The sequence below is a fragment of the Streptomyces sp. Ac-502 genome (genome assembly GCF_045222935.1).
GTDB classification, from domain to species: domain Bacteria; phylum Actinomycetota; class Actinomycetes; order Streptomycetales; family Streptomycetaceae; genus Streptomyces; species Streptomyces monomycini.
Map to the genome: position 1 here is coordinate 5,727,663 of NZ_JBHFFO010000001.1, position 18,021 is coordinate 5,745,683.

The following is an 18,021-nucleotide window of genomic DNA, read 5'->3' on the forward strand; positions in this document are numbered from 1 at the left end:
TCTTTCCTTCCTCGCCATGGACGCGCGTTCCCTCTTACGAGTCTCCCGCCGTACGGCGCCGGGCGCATCGTCGTACGAGCCGCGTTGCCGTACGGGCCGCACGGCCACGGGGCGCCGTGCTTCGCGGCGCTACGGGCGCGCCCCGGTGCAGCGGGCGCAGACGCCGCTGAGTTCCACGGTGTGCTTGACGGCGCTGAAGCCGCTCTCCGCGCCCACCCGCTCCGCCCAGCGCTCCACCACGTCGGAGTCCAGTGGGCGGCTGCGGCCGCAATGGCGGCAGATCAGGTAGTGGCGGTGGCCGTCGGCGGGCCGCGGCCGGTAGAGGCGCCCGCCCGCCTCGTCCCGTACGACGTCGAGCTGCCCGGTCCGCTCCAGGGCGTGCAGGGCCCGGTAGACGGTGGACAGGCCGACGGGTACGCCGGCGGCGTCCAGGCGTACGTGCAACTCCTGAGCCGAGACGAAGTCCTGGCACCCGGCCAGTACGCGCAGCACGGCGGCGCGCCGTCGGGTCAGCCGCCCGCCCATGCCGGTTCGCCCTCGTGGCCGCGGCTGTCGTCCACGCCGTACGTGTCCCATGCCGGGAACGGGTCGGCGCCGTACGCCTCCGTGCGCGTCTCGGCGTCCGTGACGAGGCAGTCCCCGAGGGCGGCGTGCAGGGCATCGGCCCGCAGTCCGGTTCCGATGAAGACCAGTTCCTGGACGTCCGCGGGAAGGCCGTCCGTGCCGTCCCCGGCCCGGACGGCACCGGGGTGGCTCCCGTCCCCGCCCCGGTCGGCCCCGTCCAGGGCGTGGGTGCCCGAAGGCTCGAAGCGGGCGACGGAGCCCGCCTGCGACCAGAGGCCGGTCACGCGCGGCCGGCCGGCGAGGCGGAAGAAGCCCTTGGACCGCAGGATCTCCCCGTACGCCCCGCTGTCCATGCCTTCCGTGACGAAGGTCCAGAGCCGGCCGGGGTGGAAGGGGCGCGCCGCGCGGAAGACCGTGCTGGAGATCCCGTACTCCTCGGTCTCCGGTACGTGGTCGCCGTTGAGCTCCCTGACCCAGCCGGGTGCCTGCTGGGCGCGCTCCAGGTCGAAGCGGCCGGTGCCCAGGATCTCGGCGGGCGCCACCCGGCCGTGCCGGGCGGTGACGATCCGGGCCGCCGGGTTCAGGCGGGCGAGGGCGGCCCGCAGGCGCGCGGCCGCCGTCTCGGCCACCAGGTCGAGCTTGTTGACGACGATGACGTCCGCGAACTCGACCTGGTCCACGAGCAGGTCGCTGACGGTCCGCTCGTCGTCCTCGTACGGGGCGAGGCCGCGCTCGGCGAGGGCGTCGCCGTCCGCCAGTTCGCCGTGGAAGTTCGCGGCGTCGACCACGGTGACCATGGTGTCCAGCCGGGCCAGGTCGTTGAGCGTCGCGCCGTCGTCGCACGGGAACGCGAAAGTGGCGGCCACCGGCATCGGCTCGCTGATGCCGCTGGACTCGATGAGCAGGTGGTCGAAACGGCCCTCGCGGGCCAGCCGGGCGACCTCTTCGAGGAGGTCGTCGCGCAGGGTGCAGCAGATGCACCCGTTGACCATCTCGACCAGGCGTTCCTCGGTACGGGACAGGGCGGCCCGGCCGCCGCGGACGAGCGCGGCGTCGATGCTGATCTCGCTCATGTCGTTGACGATCACGGCGACGCGCAGTCCGGCCCGCTGGTGCAGGACGTGGTTGAGCAGCGTGGTCTTGCCCGCACCGAGGAATCCGGAGAGCACGGTGACGGGCAGCGGTCCGGCCGGGGGCGGCGGGGCCATGGGCGGTCAGTCCTCCGGGCGCAGCAGGCCGAGCCGGTACGCCTTCACCAGGCGGCGCGGCACCTGGTGGACGGAGCCGTCGACGGTCACCGGGACCAGGGCGGGCGTGCGGGCCTTCCACTGGGCGCGGCGGTGGCGGGTGTTGCTGCGGGACATCTTCCGCTTGGGAACGGCCATGGTCCGGGAACCTCTCCTGGGCGCGGGTGTGCCGGCGGGCACGCGAGGCGCCGCCGGGTGGCGGGCGCGGACGTGCCGGTGCCGGTCCGGACGAGGCTATATGAAAATGAATCCCATTACGAGCTAAGGGTCGCGGCGGCCCGGACGGGGCGACGGGCGGGGTGACGGCCGCGGGCCGGGCAGGGCGGCTATCTCCTCGTCCAGCTCGGGGTGCGGGATGACGTGCCCGCGACCGAAGCTCTTGTAGGCCGCCGGGCGGTTGCGGCGCCCCGCGTTGTTGGCGTGGCAGATCTCGCGGCGCCCGCACTGCGCGCAGTACAGGCTGGCGACGAACGGCGACAGGGCGACCGGGCCCGCCGGGCTGAGGACGTACACCGTGTCGTCGGCGACCGGGGCCGGGCAGGAGAAGGTCAGCCGGTCGAAGTCCGGGTGGTCGCCCATCAGATGGTCCGCCACGACCTCGAACGTGCCGGTACGGCGCTGGTAGGCGCACGAGGCGGTGAGCAGCCAGGGCAGCCCGGTGAGGAACTGGGCGGATATCAGCGCCTGTTCGAGGGTGAGCTGATGCTCGGCGACGCGCAGGGCGGCCTCCTCCTGGGTCCGCGGCTTGTCGCCGTGCGAGGTGCGGTTGCGTTCGCCCTTGAGGCGGTCGAGGAACTGGGCGAGGCCGGGGTCGTCCGGCCGGGCCGCCATCTGGGAGTCGTCCCGGAGGGCCTCCGAGAGGCCGGGAATCACATCCGTGCGCTCCCGCGCGACCTTGCACAGGTGGTGGAGCCAGACCGTCCAGGTGCCGAAGGTGGTGCCGGTGCCGGCGAGGGCCGTACGCAGCTCCGCGAGGTTGCGCTCCCCGGCGCCGTGCGCCGTGAGCAGTCCCGCCGCGGTGACGGCGACGGTGGCGGCGAGCGTCTCACCGGCTTCGAGCAGCGCCTCGTGGCGGTCCTTGGCGGTGTGCGCCCGCTGCATCTCGTGCACGGTCCGGGCCACGGGGTGAGGGAAGGCGCGGCGGGCGGCGGCCAGGGGGTCGGGGGACGGCGGGTACGCGGACTCGGGGCGGGCGGGGCCGTGGGGCGAGAGTGGGGGTGGGGGTGTGTGGCGTGGCGGGGTGGTGCGAGGGGATGGCGAGTCGGTGCGGGGAGGCGCGGCGGGGCGAGGGGCAGGGGTGGCGAGAGGGGCCGCGGCGGTGCGAGGGGGTGGGGCGGCCTGCGGGGACGGAGTGGGGCGCGAGGCGGGGATCGGGGGCGACGTCGCGTCGGGCGGGGGCTTCGGGGGGCTCGGTCGTTCACGCCACCGCCACCTACGGACGCCCAGCCGGATCCACGCAGGCGCCACCCCGAAGAGCAGGGCGAAGGTGAGCGTCGCGAGCAGCGTGTCCAGCCAGCGGGGCAGGCCGCCCGTCTGCTCCTGGCTCGTGCCGATACTGAGCGCCGTCAGGACGGCGATCCCGACAGTGAGCCAGAACGCCCAGTCCCGGTGCAGAGGCGCGTCGTACAGCCGGAGCACGGTGTTGTACCGCCGCGGCGACGGGTGCGGCGGACCCGACGGCACGCGGCCGGTGGCCCTGGTCATGTACCCATAGTGCCTGCGTGACGTGGCTCACAACCACCCCTGTGGATAACCCGGAACGCCCTAGCGGTCGGGACTTTCGTACGCCGGGCTCCCGTAGGCGGGCCTCCCGTAGCCAGGGCTGGCGTACTCGGGACTGGCGTACTCCGGGCTGCCGTATTCGGGAGCGGAGTAGCCGGGGCGGGTACGGGCCGCGGGTGCTGCTGTCGGAGCGGTGCGGGTCTCTTCCTCCTGGGCGCGGATGTGGTCCAGCAGGAACGGCAGGACGCCGCGCTCCAGCAGCGCGCGCTGCCAGGCCGCGCGGGCCCGCGCCACCTCGGGCTCCCCGGAATGGGTGCCGGCGTCAGCGCCGGGAGCCGGGTCGCCGCCCGCGGTCGTCGCCGAGCGGTTGCGGGCCGCGGTCACCAGCATCCAGGCCAGCCCGGCCACGGTCCCCGCCGCCGCGATGCCCGCGGCGAGCCAGCCCGCGTACACCAGCTCGTCGGCGAACTGCCGGTGGAAGCCGACGAGCCGCATCCCGAAGCCGATCGCGAGGAAGAGGACGGCGGCCACCGCGCCCAGGCTCGGTACGAGGACGGCGAGGGCGGGCAGCAGGCCGCCGGAGTCCGAGGCCGTACGGGGCTCCGGGGGTGCCTCCTCGGGAGGCGGGGTGCTGTTCGCGGAGCGTAGTCGGGTGTACGTCGCGTACTCGGGTGCCGCGGCGGCGCAGAGGGCGTCGCGTTCCCGGCGGGCCCGGGCGCGCAACTGTTCGCGGCCGGTGGCCCCCGGGGCGCGGCGCATCGCCTCCCTCACCTCCGGGGAGTCGAGTGCCTGGCCGAGGGCGTGCGCGAAGGCGGCGTCCACCTCGGTCCGTAGGGAGTCGGTGCCTGGCATGTGGATCCCCCGGCGGATCGGTGCGCTCGCGCGCAGCGCTGATTAAGTTGCTGGATTGCGCAACTGTACAACTCCGTAGGGTGGCGACCGTCCCGTCGCTGCCGACTTCCAGCCAACCGGCAGCCCGCAATCCCCGGATCGGGTGGTGCGCCACGGCCGGGTGAACCGTGTCGCGCACGACCCGTGCCGGGCCGCGCGTTGACGGGCCGGTCGAACTTTCGACCGAGAGGGCGCCCTCGTGGGACCGTGACGAACGGTCCGCGGGCCTCGTTCTGCGAGCACCCGTCCGAACCGGCGTCAACCGAGGAGGAACTGTGCCAACCGTCCCGAACACCGTCGCCGCCTGGGCCCGCAGCCGGGCCGGCGGTGAGATCACCGAGGTCCGCGACGTCGCGCGGCAGCGGGCCGGCGCGCGGGTGTGGGAGCTGACGCGCGCGGACGCGGCCCGGTTCTTCCTCAAGGTGGCGCCGACGCCGGACCGCTACACGCGCGAGACGCACGCGTACCGGCACGCCGTCCCCGCCCTCGGCCACGCGCACGCCCCGGTCCTCGTCGACAGCGACCCGGGCCGCCTCGCGCTGCTGCTCACCGCCGTTCCGGGGACCGGTGCGCCCGGCTCCGCGCCGGGCCGTGCCGACCGTACGGAGCTGTACCGGCAGGCGGGCGGGCTGCTGCGCCGCCTGCACGACGCGTGCGGCCCGGCGGGCGCGGCGGGTCCGGCGGGCGGCGCGGACCAGTGGGCCGCGGTCCGGCACGCCGCCGCCGAGGAGCAGGTGGCACAGCTGACGGAGGCGGGCGTACTCGACGCGGCGGAGCGGCAGTTCATCCTGGACCGGGCCGCGGTGCTCCACCTGCTCCCGCCGCTGCCCGGGGGCTTCCTGCACGGCGATGTCGGCGAGCACCACTTCCTGTGGGACGCGGCGGGACGGCGGCTGGCGCTCGCCGGGTTCGCGCAGGCGCGGCTGGGGTGCGCGGCGGAAGACCTCGTCCGGGTGGCGTACGGCGCGTGCCTGCGTGACCCGGCCCTGCGCGCCGCCTTCCTGCGCGGTTACGGGCGGGAGCTGACGGACGCGGAGCGGTACGCGCTGCCGGCGCTCGCCGCACTGGACGCCGCGGAGGCGTGGGCGCGCGGCCTGCGGACGGGCGACGAGGAAGCCGTCGGGCGGGCCCGGGGGTGGTGGGCGCGCTGATGGACGGTGTTGGGTTGAGGGTATGAGTGGTGACCACGACCTCACCGACACCGCCACCAACCTCACCTACACCGACGCCACCGACCTCGCCGCCCGCATCCGCCGTCGCGAGCTGTCCGCGCGGGAAGTCGTCCAGGCCCACCTGGACCGCATCGAGCGCGTCAACCCGCGCGTGAACGCCCTCGTCTCCCTCGACCCCGAGGGGGCGATGGCGGCTGCCGCGGCCGCCGACGAGCACCTGGCGCGCGGCGGTGCGGCCGGGCCCCTGCACGGGCTGCCCATCGCCTTCAAGGACACCCACCTCACCCGCGGCATGCGCACCACGTACGGCTCGCTGCTGCGCGCGGACACCGTCCCCGACGAGGACGAACTGCTCGTCCAGCGCATCCAGGCCGCCGGCGCGATCCGTATGGGGAAGACCAACGTGCCCGAGTTCGGGGCCGGTTCGCACACGTTCAACCCGGTCTTCGGGGTGACCCGCAACCCGTACGACCTCACCCGCTCGGCGGGCGGCAGCAGCGGCGGTGCGGCGGCCGGGCTGGCCGCCGGGCTGCACCCCTCGCCGACGGCTCCGACATGGGCGGTTCGCTGCGCAACCCCGCCTCGTTCTGCAACGTCGTCGGGCTGCGCCCGACCCCCGGCCGGGTGCCGTCGTACCCGGCGTGGAACCCGTGGGACACGCTGACCGTGCCGGGCCCGATGGCCCGTACGGTCGCCGACGCCGCGCTGCTGCTCTCGGTCATGGCGGGGCCCGATCCGCGCTGCCCGGTGAGCCTGGAGGGGCCGGGGGCGCCGTTCCGCGAGCCGCTGACGGGTGATCTCGCCGGGCTGCGCGTGGCCTGGACGCCTGATCTGGGCGGCCGGGTGCCGGTCGACGCCGAGGTGCGGGAGGTGCTGGAGCCGCAGGCGGAGGTGTTCCGGCAGCTCGGGTGCCGGGTCGAGGAGGACTGCCCGGACCTGGACGGGGCCGACGACGTCTTCCGTGTGCTGCGGGCCCACCACTTCGACCTGGCGCTCGGCGCGGCGCTCGACGCGTCCCCCGAGGCCCTGAAGCCGAGCCTGGCCTGGAACATCGAGCAGGGCCGCCGCCTGACCGGCCCCGACCTGGCCCGTGCCACGGCCGACCGCGCGCGGCTGCATCTGGGCGTCGTCGACTTCTTCACCCGGTACGACGTGCTGCTGGCACCGGTGTCCCAGGTCGCGCCGTTCGACGCGGCGGCGGAGTACCCGGAGACGGTCGCCGGGCAGCCGCAGTACACCTACATCGACTGGATGCGTTCGGCCTACTTCGTGTCCGTACTGGGCGTGCCCGCCCTGTCCGTGCCGGCGGGCTTCACCCCGGGCGGCCTCCCGGTGGGCCTCCAGATCGTCGGTCCGCCGCGCGCCGACCTGGCGGTCCTGCGGGCCGGTGCCGCCTACGAAGCGGCCACGGGGCACGGCCGACGCCATCCGGACATCCTTGGCAAGATCACTACCTGAGTCCGCGACGTGTCACCCTCGTCTCTAGAATCACCCTCATGAGCGAGGGGAGAGTGCGGAACAGCTCGGCAACCGGGCGGCCCGCATGGCGGTGTCCGCGGTGTGTGTCGTTCTGGTGGTGGGCCTGGCGCTGTTGCTGGCCTGGTGGTTGGGGCTGTGGGCTCCTGGTTTCGCTTGGCTGACGACGAAGCTGGCCGTCAAGGCCGCCGTCTTCGGGCCGGTCGCCCTCGTGGGGCTGCTCGCCTGGCGGCGTAAGTGCCTGTGAGGCGGGACAGGTCCGTGTCGTCCTGAGACCGCCTCACCCCGGCTCGTACGCCTTCGCCCACGCCGTGGTGAACGGGAAGGTGACCCGGTGGGGCACCGCGTCGCCGTGGACCGGGTGGGGGTCGGGGCTGAGGGCCGAGTAGGCGTGGACGGTGGCGCAGTAGAAGCGCTTGGGGGAGTTGCCCTGGAATTCGGCCGGTCGGCGGGCCTTGCGGGCGCGGAGGGCCGGGTCGGGGTAGCGGCGGGCGTAGAAGACCGCGAGGGCCGCCGGCAGGTCGGCCGGGGCGAGGGCGTGGGCGGTGCCTTCCCCGTAGAGGGCCTGCGCCTCGGCGTCGGAGACCTGGGAGTCGAAGACCAGGAACGAGACGGCGGGGTTGGCCGCGATGTTGCGGGAGTGCGCCGCGTCCGACGCGGACCACCAGTAGAAGTGGTCCGCGTCGTCCCAGGCGTAGGTGACGGGGACGGCCCAGGGGGTGCCGTCGGGTCCGGCGGTCCCGAGGGTGAGGTAGCGGTTGGTGTGCAGGAGGCGGGCCGCCTCGGCGCGTAAGTCGGGGATGGTGGACATGGTCAGGAGCCTTCCTGGGGGAGGGCGGACGCGGGGGTCGTGGTGGCGAGGAGGTCGGGCGCGGTGCGGCGGCGGGCGATGAGCCAGTACGCGACGGTGGGGACCAGCAGGCCCACGGCCCAGGAGAGGTCTATGCCGTTCAGCGCGGCGGCGACCGGGCCGGTGTAGGCCGAGGTGTGCATGAAGGGGACCTCCAGCGCGAAGCTGACGGCGTAGACCAGGACGGCCGGGCCGTTGATCCGCCCGTACACGCCGCCGTCGGGGGCGAAGAAGGACGGTACGTGGTAGTGGCCGCGCCGGATGAGGTAGTAGTCGACGAGGTTGATGGCGGTCCACGGGATCAGGATGTACTGGAGGATCGCCAGGAAGTCGGTGTACGAGGCGAGGAAGGTGTCCTGGAAGGCCAGGGCGAGGGTGAGGCCGAGGGCGAGCGGGCCCGCGATCAGCGCCGTACGGGTCAGGCGGCCCGGCAGCCAGCTGTGCCGGAACGTCTGGGCGGCGGTCACCAGGCACAGCGACGTGCCGTACAGGTTCATCGAGTTGACGTGCACGACGATGGCGGCGAAGGAGCACAGCACGACGGCGGACAGGGTACCGCCGAGGATGGCGTCCAGCCCGGCGATCGCGTCGTCGGCCACCGCCAAACCCATCACGATGCCGAGGAACATCGGCAGCACGCTGCCCAGGACGCTGCCCCAGTAGGTGAACCACAGGGTGGAGCGGCGGGACGCGGCGTGCGCGGGCATGTAGCGGGTGTAGTCCGAGACGTACGGGGCGTAGGTAATCTGGAGCAGGATGCCGATCGCGGTCATGCCGACGAAGCCGGAGAGGGTGAAGCCGGTGGCGTTCGTGGCGCGTTCGAGGACGCCGGGGGTCATGAACACCCGTACGGCGCACAGGGCGAGCAGTGCGAGGGTGACGACGGTGGCCCAGCGGCCGACGCGGTGGATCAGGCGGTAGCCGACGACGGCGACGACCAGACCGGCCAGCGCGCAGAGCACCAGCCAGCCGGAGGTGTCCACGGCGGGTACCGACCGGTTCAGCGCCTGCCCGGCGATGACCAGGTTGGACGCGAACCAGCCCGCGTACATGAAGACGACGACCAGCGTGACCAGCAGCGATCCGTGGCTGCCGAACTGGCCGCGGCTCTGGATCATCTGCGGCACGCCGAGCCGCGGGCCCTGCGCCGCGTGCAGGGCCATCAGGAACCCGCCGAGCAGGTTGCCGAGGGTCACGGCGGCGATGGCGGGCCACAGGCCGAGGCCGAAGACGAGCGGGGCGATGGTGCCGGAGACGATGGTCAGCGGGCTGATGTTGGCGGCGAACCAGACGGCGAACAGGTCGCGCGGGCGGCCGTGCCGTTCGGTCTCCGGTACGGCGTCGATGGTGCGGCCCTCGACGAGGTGGCGGGCCGGGCCGTCGGGCGCGGCGTGGGGGCCGGGCGCGGCGGTGCCGGAGGTTTCCGTGGTGGCGGCGGGGTGGGGGCTCCGGAACCGGCGGGACCGGCCCCGGAGGCGGGGTGCTTCATGGTCGGGCCCCTTTCAGGGGAGGAGAACCCGGCTGGGAAGAGCGAACCCGATGGACGGCCCTCTGGGGCGGTCCGCCGCGCCCACTGTGGTGTACATGCCCGTTTCCCCCGCCGCCGCCGCGCCGCGGGCAGATCTGGTCAGCGGGGGCCGCGCGGCCGGTCAGGGCCGGGTCGGCAGCCGACGCGGGTGTGCGGCTGGGGCGGGCTGTGCCCGCTTACGGGCACCGACGCGACCGCTTCCGCCCGGCCCTGGCGCCTCACGCCCGTACGCCTTCGTGGGCGTGGAGGAGGTCCCAGGCCAGCAGTCCGGCGCCGATCCGGCCCGCCCGTTCACCCAGTTGGGCGAAGACGAGGTCGGGCAGCGCCTGGAAGGCGACCCGCTGTTCGAGGCCGCGCCGCAGCGGCGCCCGCAGCTGCTCGCCCGCCTGGCTGAGCCCGCCGCCCAGCACCAGGACGGCCGGGTCGAAGAGCGTGACCGCCGCCAGCAGCGTCTGGGCCATCGCGTCGGCCGCCTCCTCCCACACCTGCACGGCCACCGGGTCGCCGGCCGCCGCGCGCCGCGCCACCTCCTCGGCGCCGGTGACCGGGGGAGCGCGCCGCACCGCTGGTTGTAGCGGCGCGCGACGGCGACACCGCCCGCGATGGTGTCCAGGCAGCCGCGCTGACCGCACGGGCACGCGTCGCCGTCCGGCCGGGTGACGACGTGCCCGACCTCCGCCGAGCGCCAGTGGCTGCCCGGGAACGGCTTCCCGTCCAGCAGCAGCGCGCCGCCCACCCCCGTGCCCACGGGCACGAACAGGACGGCCCGGTGGCCGCGCCCGGCGCCCAGCCGCGCTTCGGCGAGGCCGCCGGACCGTACGTCGTGCCCGAGGGCGACCGGCAGGCCGAGGCACTCGGCCGCCAGCCGCCGCAGCGGCAGGTCGCGCCACTGGATGGACGCGGAGAACACGACGGTGCCCGCGTCCTCGTCCACCAGTCCGCAGGAGGCGATGCCCACCGCGCGGACGTCCTCGCCCGCGTCGCGGGCCACGGCCAGGGTCTCGGCGGCGTGGTCGAGGACGGCGCGCAGGACCGCGTCGGGGCCGTCCGCGCTCCGGGTCGGGCAGCGGCTCTCGTGCCGGACCGTGCCGTCGGCGGCGACCAGCGCGGACTTGACGAAGGTGCCGCCGATGTCGAGGCCGAGGGTGCAGCCGCCGGGACCGCCGTTCGCCCGGCCGGGTCCTGGCGTGGTGAGGATCGTGCCGGGCAGGGTCAGTACGGCGTCGGCCGCCCCCGCCTGCTGTCGGGCGCTCCGGTCCGGGTCCGTCATGCTTCCTCCGATCGCAGCCGGCCTCAGTGGTCCTGGGGCCGCGGCGCGCGAACGCTCCGCGGGCCCATGGTCTCCAAGTGACGCCGGATGCGGTCGTACTGCCGCACACCCGTGTCGACCGCGAGGTGGGCCCCGTACAGGGCAGCCCGCACCTCCGGGGGTGTGAGGCGGGGGCGCTGGGCGCGCAGCCCGTCGCACAGCTCCCGGCTGTGGCGGGGGTCGATGCGGGTGTGGGCGGTGTAGTACACGCGCATGTCGTCGTCGTGGATGCCCACCCGCGTCATTCCCTCCAGGAGGAGGGTGAAGTGCGGCTCGACCCAGCTTTCGAAGACGAGGAAGCAGCCGTACGCGGCCTGCACGCGCGCCGGGCGCAGCAGCAGCGCGGCGAAGAGGTTCGAGGTCGGCTTGGCGAACCACGGGTGGGTGCGGCGGTAGCGGGCCAGCGCTTCCCACCCGGCGGGGGAGCCGAGCTGGCGGCGCAGCCAGTACGTGTGGAAGTTCTCCAGCCGGCCGCGCCCGCACTCGTCCCACAGGTTGGCCGCCGCGACGGCCTTCTGCCGTCCCTGGAGGCCGACGACGAGCAGGGCGACCTCGTCGTCCACGATCTCGTTGCGGATCAGTTCGCAGCGCAGGAAGTACTCGATCTGCTCGCGGGTGGCGTCGGTGGCGAGGAAGCGGAAGAGGGGGTGGGAGGCGCCGGGGTTGTCGGCGGCCAGCGCTTCCAGGTGGTCGGCGGCCGCCTCCTGGTTCCGCAGGGCCGGTACGGGCCCGGGGGCGCAGCCGTACGTCAGGAACTCGTGCTCCAGCCGGGTGCGCGCCGCGTACAGGGCGATTTCGAGGTCGTCGTCGGGGGCGTGGGCGGCCGGGCCGTCGCGGTAGCCGAAGGAGTGGGCGTAGAGGGTGGCCAGGTGGTCGTGGAGGAAGCGGCCGTGGGCCTCGGGGTCGGCGCGCAGGCGGGCGAGGTGGGCGGTCTGGGCGGGCGGGGGAGCGGCCAGGAAACGGACGAGTGCGGGGTCGAGGGAGGCGAAGGGGTGGACGGGGGGCCAGTACAGGTCCTGGAGGCCGTCGGCGCCCTTCACTTCGATGGGGGCCGGGGCGGCGTTCGCGGTGGGCGGGTTCATTCAACGCACCTCCTCTGGGGCGGACTGCGCGGTGCCGGGCCGCCGGGTACGGCCGGCCGTCGCGGCGCCGAAGTGCTCGGTGACCCAGGCGTCGTCGTACACGGTGTCCAGGTAGCGGTCCCCGAGATCGGCGGAGAGCGCCACCACACGGGCGCCCGGCGGGATGCCGGACCGCAGCCGCAGGACGGCGCAGAGCACGGAGCCGGTGGAGCCGCCGACGGCCAGGCCGTGGGAGCGGGCGAGGCGGCGGCACATCCGTACGGCGTCCCGTTCGGGTACGGCGACCACCCGGTGCACGGCGCGCGGGCGGCAGAGCTCCGGCACCCGGCTGGTGCCCAGGCCCGGTATGCGGCGGGTGCCGGGCGGGCCGCCGAAGGTCACCGAGCCCTCGGCGTCCACGGCGACCACGGTGGTCCGGGGTGAGCAGCGGCGGAAGTGCGCGGCGCAGCCCATGACGGTGCCGGTGGTGCCGGCGCCGACGAAGAGGTAGTCCACGGCGCGGATCTCGCGCAGCACGGCGGCGGCCGTGCGGGCCGCGTGCACGGCCGGGTTGGCGGCGTTGGCGTACTGGTTGAGCCAGGTCAGGGACGGGTCGAGGTCCAGGGCGCTGCGGATCAGGGCGATCCGGCTGCCGAGGTAGCCGCCGTTGCCGTCGGGGGTGTCCACGACGCACACGTGGGCGCCGAACGCGCGCATCAGCGCGACGCTCTGCCGCGAGACGTGCGGGTCGGTGACGCAGGTGAAGGTGTAGCCCTTGGCGGCGCAGACGGCGCTCAGGGCGATGCCCAGGTTGCCGGAGGAGGACTCGATCAGCGCGCCGCCGGGGCGCAGCAGGCCGCGGCGTTCGGCGTCCTCGACCAGGCCGGTGGCGGTCTTGAGCTTGACCGAGCCGGCCGGGTTGAGGCCTTCCAGCTTGAGGAAGAGTTCGGCGTGCGGCAGCAGCCCGGGCAGGCGCAGGAAGACGTCGTCGGTGATCAGTTCGTAGGCGTGGTCGGCGATCATGGGCCGGCGGTCCCTCCGTCCCCGGGGCCGCCCCGCGCCGCGTCGGGGGTGCGGGCGGCACCGGCCTCGCGGGGGTGTCGGCCGTGCGGGCCTCGTACGTCTCCGCCTTGTACGTCCCGCCCTCGTATGTCCCGGGGGCCTCGTACGTCCCGGGCTCGTACGTCTCCTCCGGCACCCCCGGAACCGCCGGTACCCCCGCCACGCCCGGCGCGATGCGCAGCGCGTTGGCGGCGATCGTCAGCGCCGGGTTGACCGCCGCCGACGACGGGAACCAGGAGCTGTCCGCGACCCACAGGTTGTCCAGCTCATGGGCCTTGCACCCCGGGTCGACGACGCTGGCCGCCGGGTCGTCCCCGGCGACCGCCGTGCCGCACTGGTGCGAATTGACCGCGATGCCCATCCGCCGGGTGCGGACCAGGGGAAAGCCCGCGCGGCGCATCATCCGCACCGCGCGGCGCGCCAGTTCGCGGTGCGGCGGCAGGTTCACCGGACGCCAGTGCACATCGGTACGGCCTCCGGGGCCGACGGCCACCCGGTTCTCCGGCACCGGCAGGTCCTCGCTGGTGAGGTACAGGTCGATGCTGCGCCGGGTGGCGGCGGCGAGCAGCGGGCGTGGTGTCCGGGGCCACAGTCCGCCCGCCGACGGGGGACGCAGCTTGCCCAGGGCCTGGATGTTGCCCAGGGGGCCGTGCGAGCCGTTGCCCAGGTACCAGTCGTTGACGCCCAGCGTCTTCTGGAAGACGACGTCGTTGGCGTGGCGCGGGTCGACGGCCATGAGGAAGGTGCTGTTGTGCACCATGTAGTTGCGCCCGGCCTGCCCGGAACCGTTTGTCAGGCCGGTGGTCCGTACCGATCCCGTACGCAAGACGCCGGGCTCCGAACGCAGCAGTAGCGCAGCCGTGTTGACCGCGCCGCAGGCCAGGACGAAACGGTCGGCGCGAATGCGCAGCTCACGGCCTTCGTACTGGGCCAGCGCCTCGGTGACCCGCCGCCCGGACACGCCGGTGACGAGTCGGGTGACCGTGGTCCGGGTGAGCAGCGAGACGTTGCCCGAGGCCAGCGCGGGCCGCAGGGCACACACGTCGGCGTCGCTCTTGGCCTCGACCAGGCAGGGGAAGCCGTCGCAGGTGCCGCAGCGCAGGCACCGGCCGTCCTCCCGGAGGTCCACGCCGGTGGGCAGGGTGAACGGTGTCAGGCCCTGGTCGCGCAGCGACTCGGCGAGCGCGGCGACCGCGGGTTCGTGGGGGACGGCCGGCCAGGGGTAGTCGCCGGAGCGCCACGGGTCGGTCGGGTCGGCGGCGCGGGCGCCGTGCACCCGGTAGAGGCGTTCGGCGCGCGCGTAGTGCGGTTCGAGCGCGCCGTACGGGAACGGCCAGCCGGGCGAGACGCCTTCGGCGTGTTCCAGCGGCCCGAAATCGGCCTCGCGGAAGCGCGGCAGGGTGGCGCCGAAGACCTTGGTGTTGCCACCGACGTAGTAGTGCACGCCGGGGGAGAAGAACCGTTCCGACCGGGCGTCGTACCAGGGTTCGGCGTTGCGGTAGCGCGCGGCGGTGAAGACGGCGGACGCCGACCAGTTCTGCCATTCCCGTGGCAGGAAGTCGCCGCGTTCCACGACCAGGACCCGCGCGCCGGTGCCGCGCAGCGCGTACGCGAGGGTCGCGCCGCCCATGCCGGAGCCGAGGACGGCGATGTCGCAGTCGAGGACGGGCCCGGTGGGGCGCAGCAGGCCGCGCGGGCGCCCCGTGGCGTCAGGGGGTGGTGTCGCTGTCACCATGCCTCCTCAGGGGGAGCGGTGGGGGTGCGGAGAGGTGGCGGGCGACGATCTCGTGCGCGAAGGCCAGGACGGTGCCCTGCGGGCTGATACCGGCTGGCCCCGGCAGCACCGACGCGTCGCACAGCCGGAGGTTGGTGAAACCGTACGGTCGGCCGTCCTGGTCGCACACCCCGCCGAGCGCGGGACGCCCCATCGGGCAGGACCCCATGGCGTGGACGGAGACCAGGTTCCAGCCGCGCGGGTCCGACCGGGCGGCGAACTCCTGCGCCGTACGGTCCGAGCGCAGCACCCCCGGACACGGCGGGTACAGCTCCACGGCTCCCGCCCGGAAGAGCAGCCGCGCCGCCCGGCCGAGCGCGAAGCGCAGCAGGCCGTGGTCGTACGGGGTGAGGTGGTGTCGTAAAAGCCGTGTGTCGGCGCCGAGTTGACGGACGGCTACGCGGCCGCTCATCCGCACCTGCACCGTGCACACGAGGACGCTGCCCAGGTCCGCCAGCAGCGCGTCGATCACGGCGGGGCCGTGCCCGGCGAGGGCCGCCGCCAGCGATCCGGCGGTGAGGTTGGCGGGCATCAGGTGGATGCCCAGCTCGTCGAACTCCCGTATCTGGGCGGTGAAGATGGTGCCCCGGGTGGCGTGCACCGGGTCCGCGAGGCGGGCCACCAGGCGGAAATTGACGTGGAACCCCATGGCGCGCCCGGCGTGGCGGCGGTGGATGCCGCTGCGCTGGAGGAGGAGTGCGCTGCCGACGGCACCGGCGGCGAGGAAGACCGTGCGCGGGCGGTATTCGATGCGGGTGCGGCCGCCTGAACCGTCCGGGCCGCCCGAGCCGTTCGAGCCGTTTGAACCGCCCGGTCCGCCCGGCCCACCCGGCCCGTCCGGCCCGCTGATGGCCGTCACGCCGTACACGGTCCGGCCGTCGTGCCGCAGCAGGACGGCCCGCGTGTCCGGCTCGATGCGCGCGCCGTATCGCTCGGCCTCCGGGAGGTAGCTGACGAGCATGCTGCGCTTGGCGCCGCTGGGGCAGCCGGTCGGGCAGCGGTTGCGGTGCCGGCAGCCGGGGGCAGCGCGCCGGGCGGCGGCCCAGTGCCAGCCCAGGGCGTCGGCCGCGCCCGCCAGCAGCCGGGAGTCCGCGTTGCCGTCGCCGTGCTGCTGCTCGCCGACGCCGAGGCGCTCGGACACCGTACGGACGTGCTCTGCCAGCCGGTCGGCGCGGTAGTCGGTGGTGCCCATCACCCGCGCCCAGCGTTCCAGCAGCGCGTCCGGCGGCGCCCACAGGACCCCGCCGTTGACGACCGTGCTGCCGCCCACGCAGCGGCCCTCGCCGTACGGGATGACCGGGCTGCCGAAGACCGGGGTGAGTCCGGCGTCGCGGTAGAGGCGGCGCAGGTTCTCCGCGGGTGCCGAGGCGGCGATCTCGGCGGTGCTGGTCCGGGGCCCTTCCTCCAGGACGACGGTACGGTGGCCGGCCCGCGCCAGTTCCAGCGCGGCGACCGCGCCGCCGGCGCCGGAGCCGATGACCAGGGCGTCACAGGCGATGGTGCGGGTGCGGGACGGTGCGCGGCGGCGGGTCATGTGTCCGGGTCACCGTCCAGTGCGCTGTTCGGGGCGCCGTCCGGTGCTCCGCCCAGCGCTCCGTCTGGTGCCCCGTCCAGTGCTCCGTACAGCGCGAGGGCGTCGGTGACGGCTAGGAAGCGGCCGAAACCGGGGAGCCGCGTGAGCCGGTTGTACACGGTGGTGGGGGCGGAACCCCGCGCCGGTACGAGCCCGGCGACACGCAGCGCGACCTCGGCGCCGACTCGGTACGGCCTCGGCAGTCGCTCCAGCGAGCCGCTGACATGCGCGGCAGCGCGCGCGCCCGCGAGCGGTCCGGCGAGTGCCGGGTAGCGGGCCGCCCACAGGCGCGGCAGCCCGCTTGCGCGCAGTGCCCGCGCCATCCGGCCGCCGCCTCCCGGGTACGCGTCCCTCACCGCGCCACCGCCTGCTCCTTGGCCCCCTTGCCGCGTAAGGGCACATGCTGCGCCAGTACGTCCTTGGCGAAGCGGGACAGCAGCCGCCCGGCCCCCTGCTCCAGCACCGAGTCCAGCGCCTGGAGGAACACCTCGACCTCGGTCTCACCGGCGACCAGCGGCGGCGATGCGATGAGCGGCAGGCCGTGGTTGGAACCGTAGTAGGCCAGGACGCCGAAGTCGCGGTAGAGAGAGGCGATCACGGCGGCTGTGACGAGCTTGCGGCGGGCCCGCGGGTCACGGGCGAAGGAGGAGGGGACCAGGCGCAGCAGCCGGTCCAGTGCGGGATTGCCGTCGTTGAGGAAAAGGCCGTGCAGCGCGCCCCGGCCACAGGTGCCGGACACCAGGGAGCGGTGGCGGGCGGCGAGGTCGGCGAGGCCCCCGCCCAGCCGCTCGCCGATCCGCGCGGCGCGCGCCGGGTAGTCGTCCTCGACGGCGATGGCGACGGCTTCCAGCGCGGTCGCGGTCTCCTCGCCGAAGCCGTAGTAGGTGGTGCTGTGCAGGGTCGCGTCGGAGAGGTTGTCGTACGCGGCGCGGAAGACCGGCTCGCGCGCGACGTAGCCGGAGATGGACGCCTTGCCGCCGCCGAACGACTTCGAGGTGGTCAGGACGTCGGGCAGCAGGCCGGGGTGCCGCATGAAGTGGAAGAGCGACCCGGTGCGCCCCCAGCCGGTGTACACCTCGTCGAAGACCAGCACGATGTCCCGTTCCGTGCACAGTCGGCGCGCCTCGTACAGGAAATCCGCCGAGCACTCCCGGACGCTCGACGCACTGAACGGCTCCAGCACCACCGCGTACACGTCGCTGCTGCCGTCCCCGGTCCGGTGCCGTTCCAGAGCGAGGGCGAAGGACTCCAGGTCGTCGTAGGCGAAGTGGTCGGTGCCGGGCAGGCCGGGGTACGGGAAGCCGACCTCTGGGGAGGCGGTGAGGCTGCCCGCGCCGAGAAGCTTGCCGTGGAAGGAGATGTCGCTGTGCAGCACGGTGCCGCGGTGCCCCCGGTGGTACTTGTAAGCGAGCTTCACGGCGCCTTCGACAGCCTCCGCACCGGAGTTGGGGAAGTAGCTGATGTTCAGGTCGCCGGGGAGCAGCGTGGCCAGGTTGTGGCTGAGCGCGGCCACGTACGGGGACAGGAAGTTCTTGTGGACCTCCATGGCGCGCCGGTCGGCGAAGCGGCGGCGCGCGGCGAGCAGCCGGGGGTGGTTGTGCCCGTGGTTGAGGACGCCGATCCCGCCGGTGAAGTCCAGGATGCGCCGCCCGTCGCGCAGGGTGATCCAGCAGCCTTCGGCGTGGTCGACCAGATCCTGGCCGAAGCCGAAGGAGCCGAGCAGGGAGACCTGGGCGCGGCTGACGTACCGCCGGTAGAGGTCGTGCACCTGGCGGGCGGGCATCCGCTCGCA

The 18,021-nt window shown here is 74.4% G+C and carries 14 protein-coding genes and 3 pseudogenes; 3 read left to right on the forward strand and 14 right to left on the reverse strand.

The genetic code is table 11. The features are described from left to right. Positions 1-129: 129 nt before the first annotated feature. From ACEXOX_RS26005 to ACEXOX_RS26025, 5 genes are all read right to left on the reverse strand, one after another. Positions 130-525, reverse strand: coding sequence for a Fur family transcriptional regulator (locus ACEXOX_RS26005; protein WP_406523643.1), 396 nt, complete (start codon positions 523-525; stop codon positions 130-132). Beyond that, complete coding sequence (locus ACEXOX_RS26010; RefSeq protein ID WP_406523645.1) at positions 510-1,772, reverse strand: GTP-binding protein; 1,263 nt, start codon at positions 1,770-1,772, stop codon at positions 510-512. Before ACEXOX_RS26010 ends, ACEXOX_RS26005 begins: the two co-directional genes overlap by 16 nt. 6 nt (positions 1,773-1,778) lie before the next feature. Then, positions 1,779-1,949 (reverse strand): 50S ribosomal protein L32, encoded by a 171-nt coding sequence (gene rpmF, locus ACEXOX_RS26015; RefSeq protein ID WP_361587977.1) that lies wholly within the window; start codon positions 1,947-1,949, stop codon positions 1,779-1,781. 123 nt (positions 1,950-2,072) lie between these two features. Further along, entirely contained in the window at positions 2,073-3,515 is a 1,443-nt protein-coding gene (locus tag ACEXOX_RS26020) for a hypothetical protein (RefSeq protein ID WP_406523648.1), read from the reverse strand. Positions 3,516-3,575: 60 nt separating this feature from the next. After that, positions 3,576-4,385, reverse strand: coding sequence for a hypothetical protein (locus ACEXOX_RS26025; RefSeq protein ID WP_406523650.1), 810 nt, complete (start codon positions 4,383-4,385; stop codon positions 3,576-3,578). Between the two features lie 314 nt (positions 4,386-4,699). Between ACEXOX_RS26025 and ACEXOX_RS26030 the strand changes: the two genes are divergently transcribed. From ACEXOX_RS26030 to ACEXOX_RS26040, 3 genes and pseudogenes are all read left to right on the forward strand, one after another. Next, entirely contained in the window at positions 4,700-5,575 is an 876-nt protein-coding gene (locus tag ACEXOX_RS26030) for an aminoglycoside phosphotransferase family protein (RefSeq protein ID WP_406523651.1), read from the forward strand. A 22-nt stretch (positions 5,576-5,597) separates the two neighbouring features. Then, positions 5,598-7,054: pseudogene (locus ACEXOX_RS26035) on the forward strand (amidase). Positions 7,055-7,139: 85 nt separating this feature from the next. Beyond that, complete coding sequence (locus tag ACEXOX_RS26040; RefSeq protein ID WP_406523653.1) at positions 7,140-7,319, forward strand: hypothetical protein; 180 nt, start codon at positions 7,140-7,142, stop codon at positions 7,317-7,319. A gap of 33 nt (positions 7,320-7,352) precedes the next feature. Here ACEXOX_RS26040 and ACEXOX_RS26045 read toward each other — a convergent pair whose 3' ends face one another. The 9 genes and pseudogenes from ACEXOX_RS26045 to ACEXOX_RS26085 form a co-directional block, all read right to left on the reverse strand. Next, positions 7,353-7,883, reverse strand: coding sequence for a pyridoxamine 5'-phosphate oxidase family protein (locus ACEXOX_RS26045; RefSeq protein WP_406523655.1), 531 nt, complete (start codon positions 7,881-7,883; stop codon positions 7,353-7,355). A gap of 2 nt (positions 7,884-7,885) precedes the next feature. Then, positions 7,886-9,268, reverse strand: coding sequence for a purine-cytosine permease family protein (locus tag ACEXOX_RS26050; protein WP_406526469.1), 1,383 nt, complete (start codon positions 9,266-9,268; stop codon positions 7,886-7,888). Between the two features lie 400 nt (positions 9,269-9,668). Further along, positions 9,669-10,720, reverse strand: a pseudogene (locus ACEXOX_RS26055) (ROK family protein). Between the two features lie 23 nt (positions 10,721-10,743). Next, entirely contained in the window at positions 10,744-11,841 is a 1,098-nt protein-coding gene (locus ACEXOX_RS26060) for an iron-containing redox enzyme family protein (protein ID WP_406523657.1), read from the reverse strand. Next, entirely contained in the window at positions 11,842-12,843 is a 1,002-nt protein-coding gene (gene sbnA, locus ACEXOX_RS26065) for a 2,3-diaminopropionate biosynthesis protein SbnA (RefSeq protein ID WP_406523659.1), read from the reverse strand. 280 nt (positions 12,844-13,123) lie between these two features. Continuing rightward, positions 13,124-14,617, reverse strand: a pseudogene (locus ACEXOX_RS26070) (FAD-dependent oxidoreductase); the annotation flags it as partial. After that, positions 14,592-16,190, reverse strand: coding sequence for a GMC family oxidoreductase N-terminal domain-containing protein (locus ACEXOX_RS26075; protein WP_406523660.1), 1,599 nt, complete (start codon positions 16,188-16,190; stop codon positions 14,592-14,594). The pseudogene ACEXOX_RS26070 and the gene ACEXOX_RS26075, both read right to left, overlap by 26 nt. Then, positions 16,187-16,585 carry a hypothetical protein gene (locus tag ACEXOX_RS26080; RefSeq protein WP_406523662.1) on the reverse strand — a complete coding sequence of 133 codons (399 nt, stop codon included), beginning with the start codon at positions 16,583-16,585 and terminating at the stop codon, positions 16,187-16,189. The genes ACEXOX_RS26075 and ACEXOX_RS26080 overlap by 4 nt, the downstream gene beginning before the upstream one ends. Further along, on the reverse strand, positions 16,582-18,012 hold the full coding sequence (locus tag ACEXOX_RS26085) for an aspartate aminotransferase family protein (protein WP_406526470.1): 1,431 nt from the start codon (positions 18,010-18,012) through the stop codon (positions 16,582-16,584). Before ACEXOX_RS26085 ends, ACEXOX_RS26080 begins: the two co-directional genes overlap by 4 nt. Positions 18,013-18,021 lie beyond the last annotated feature (9 nt).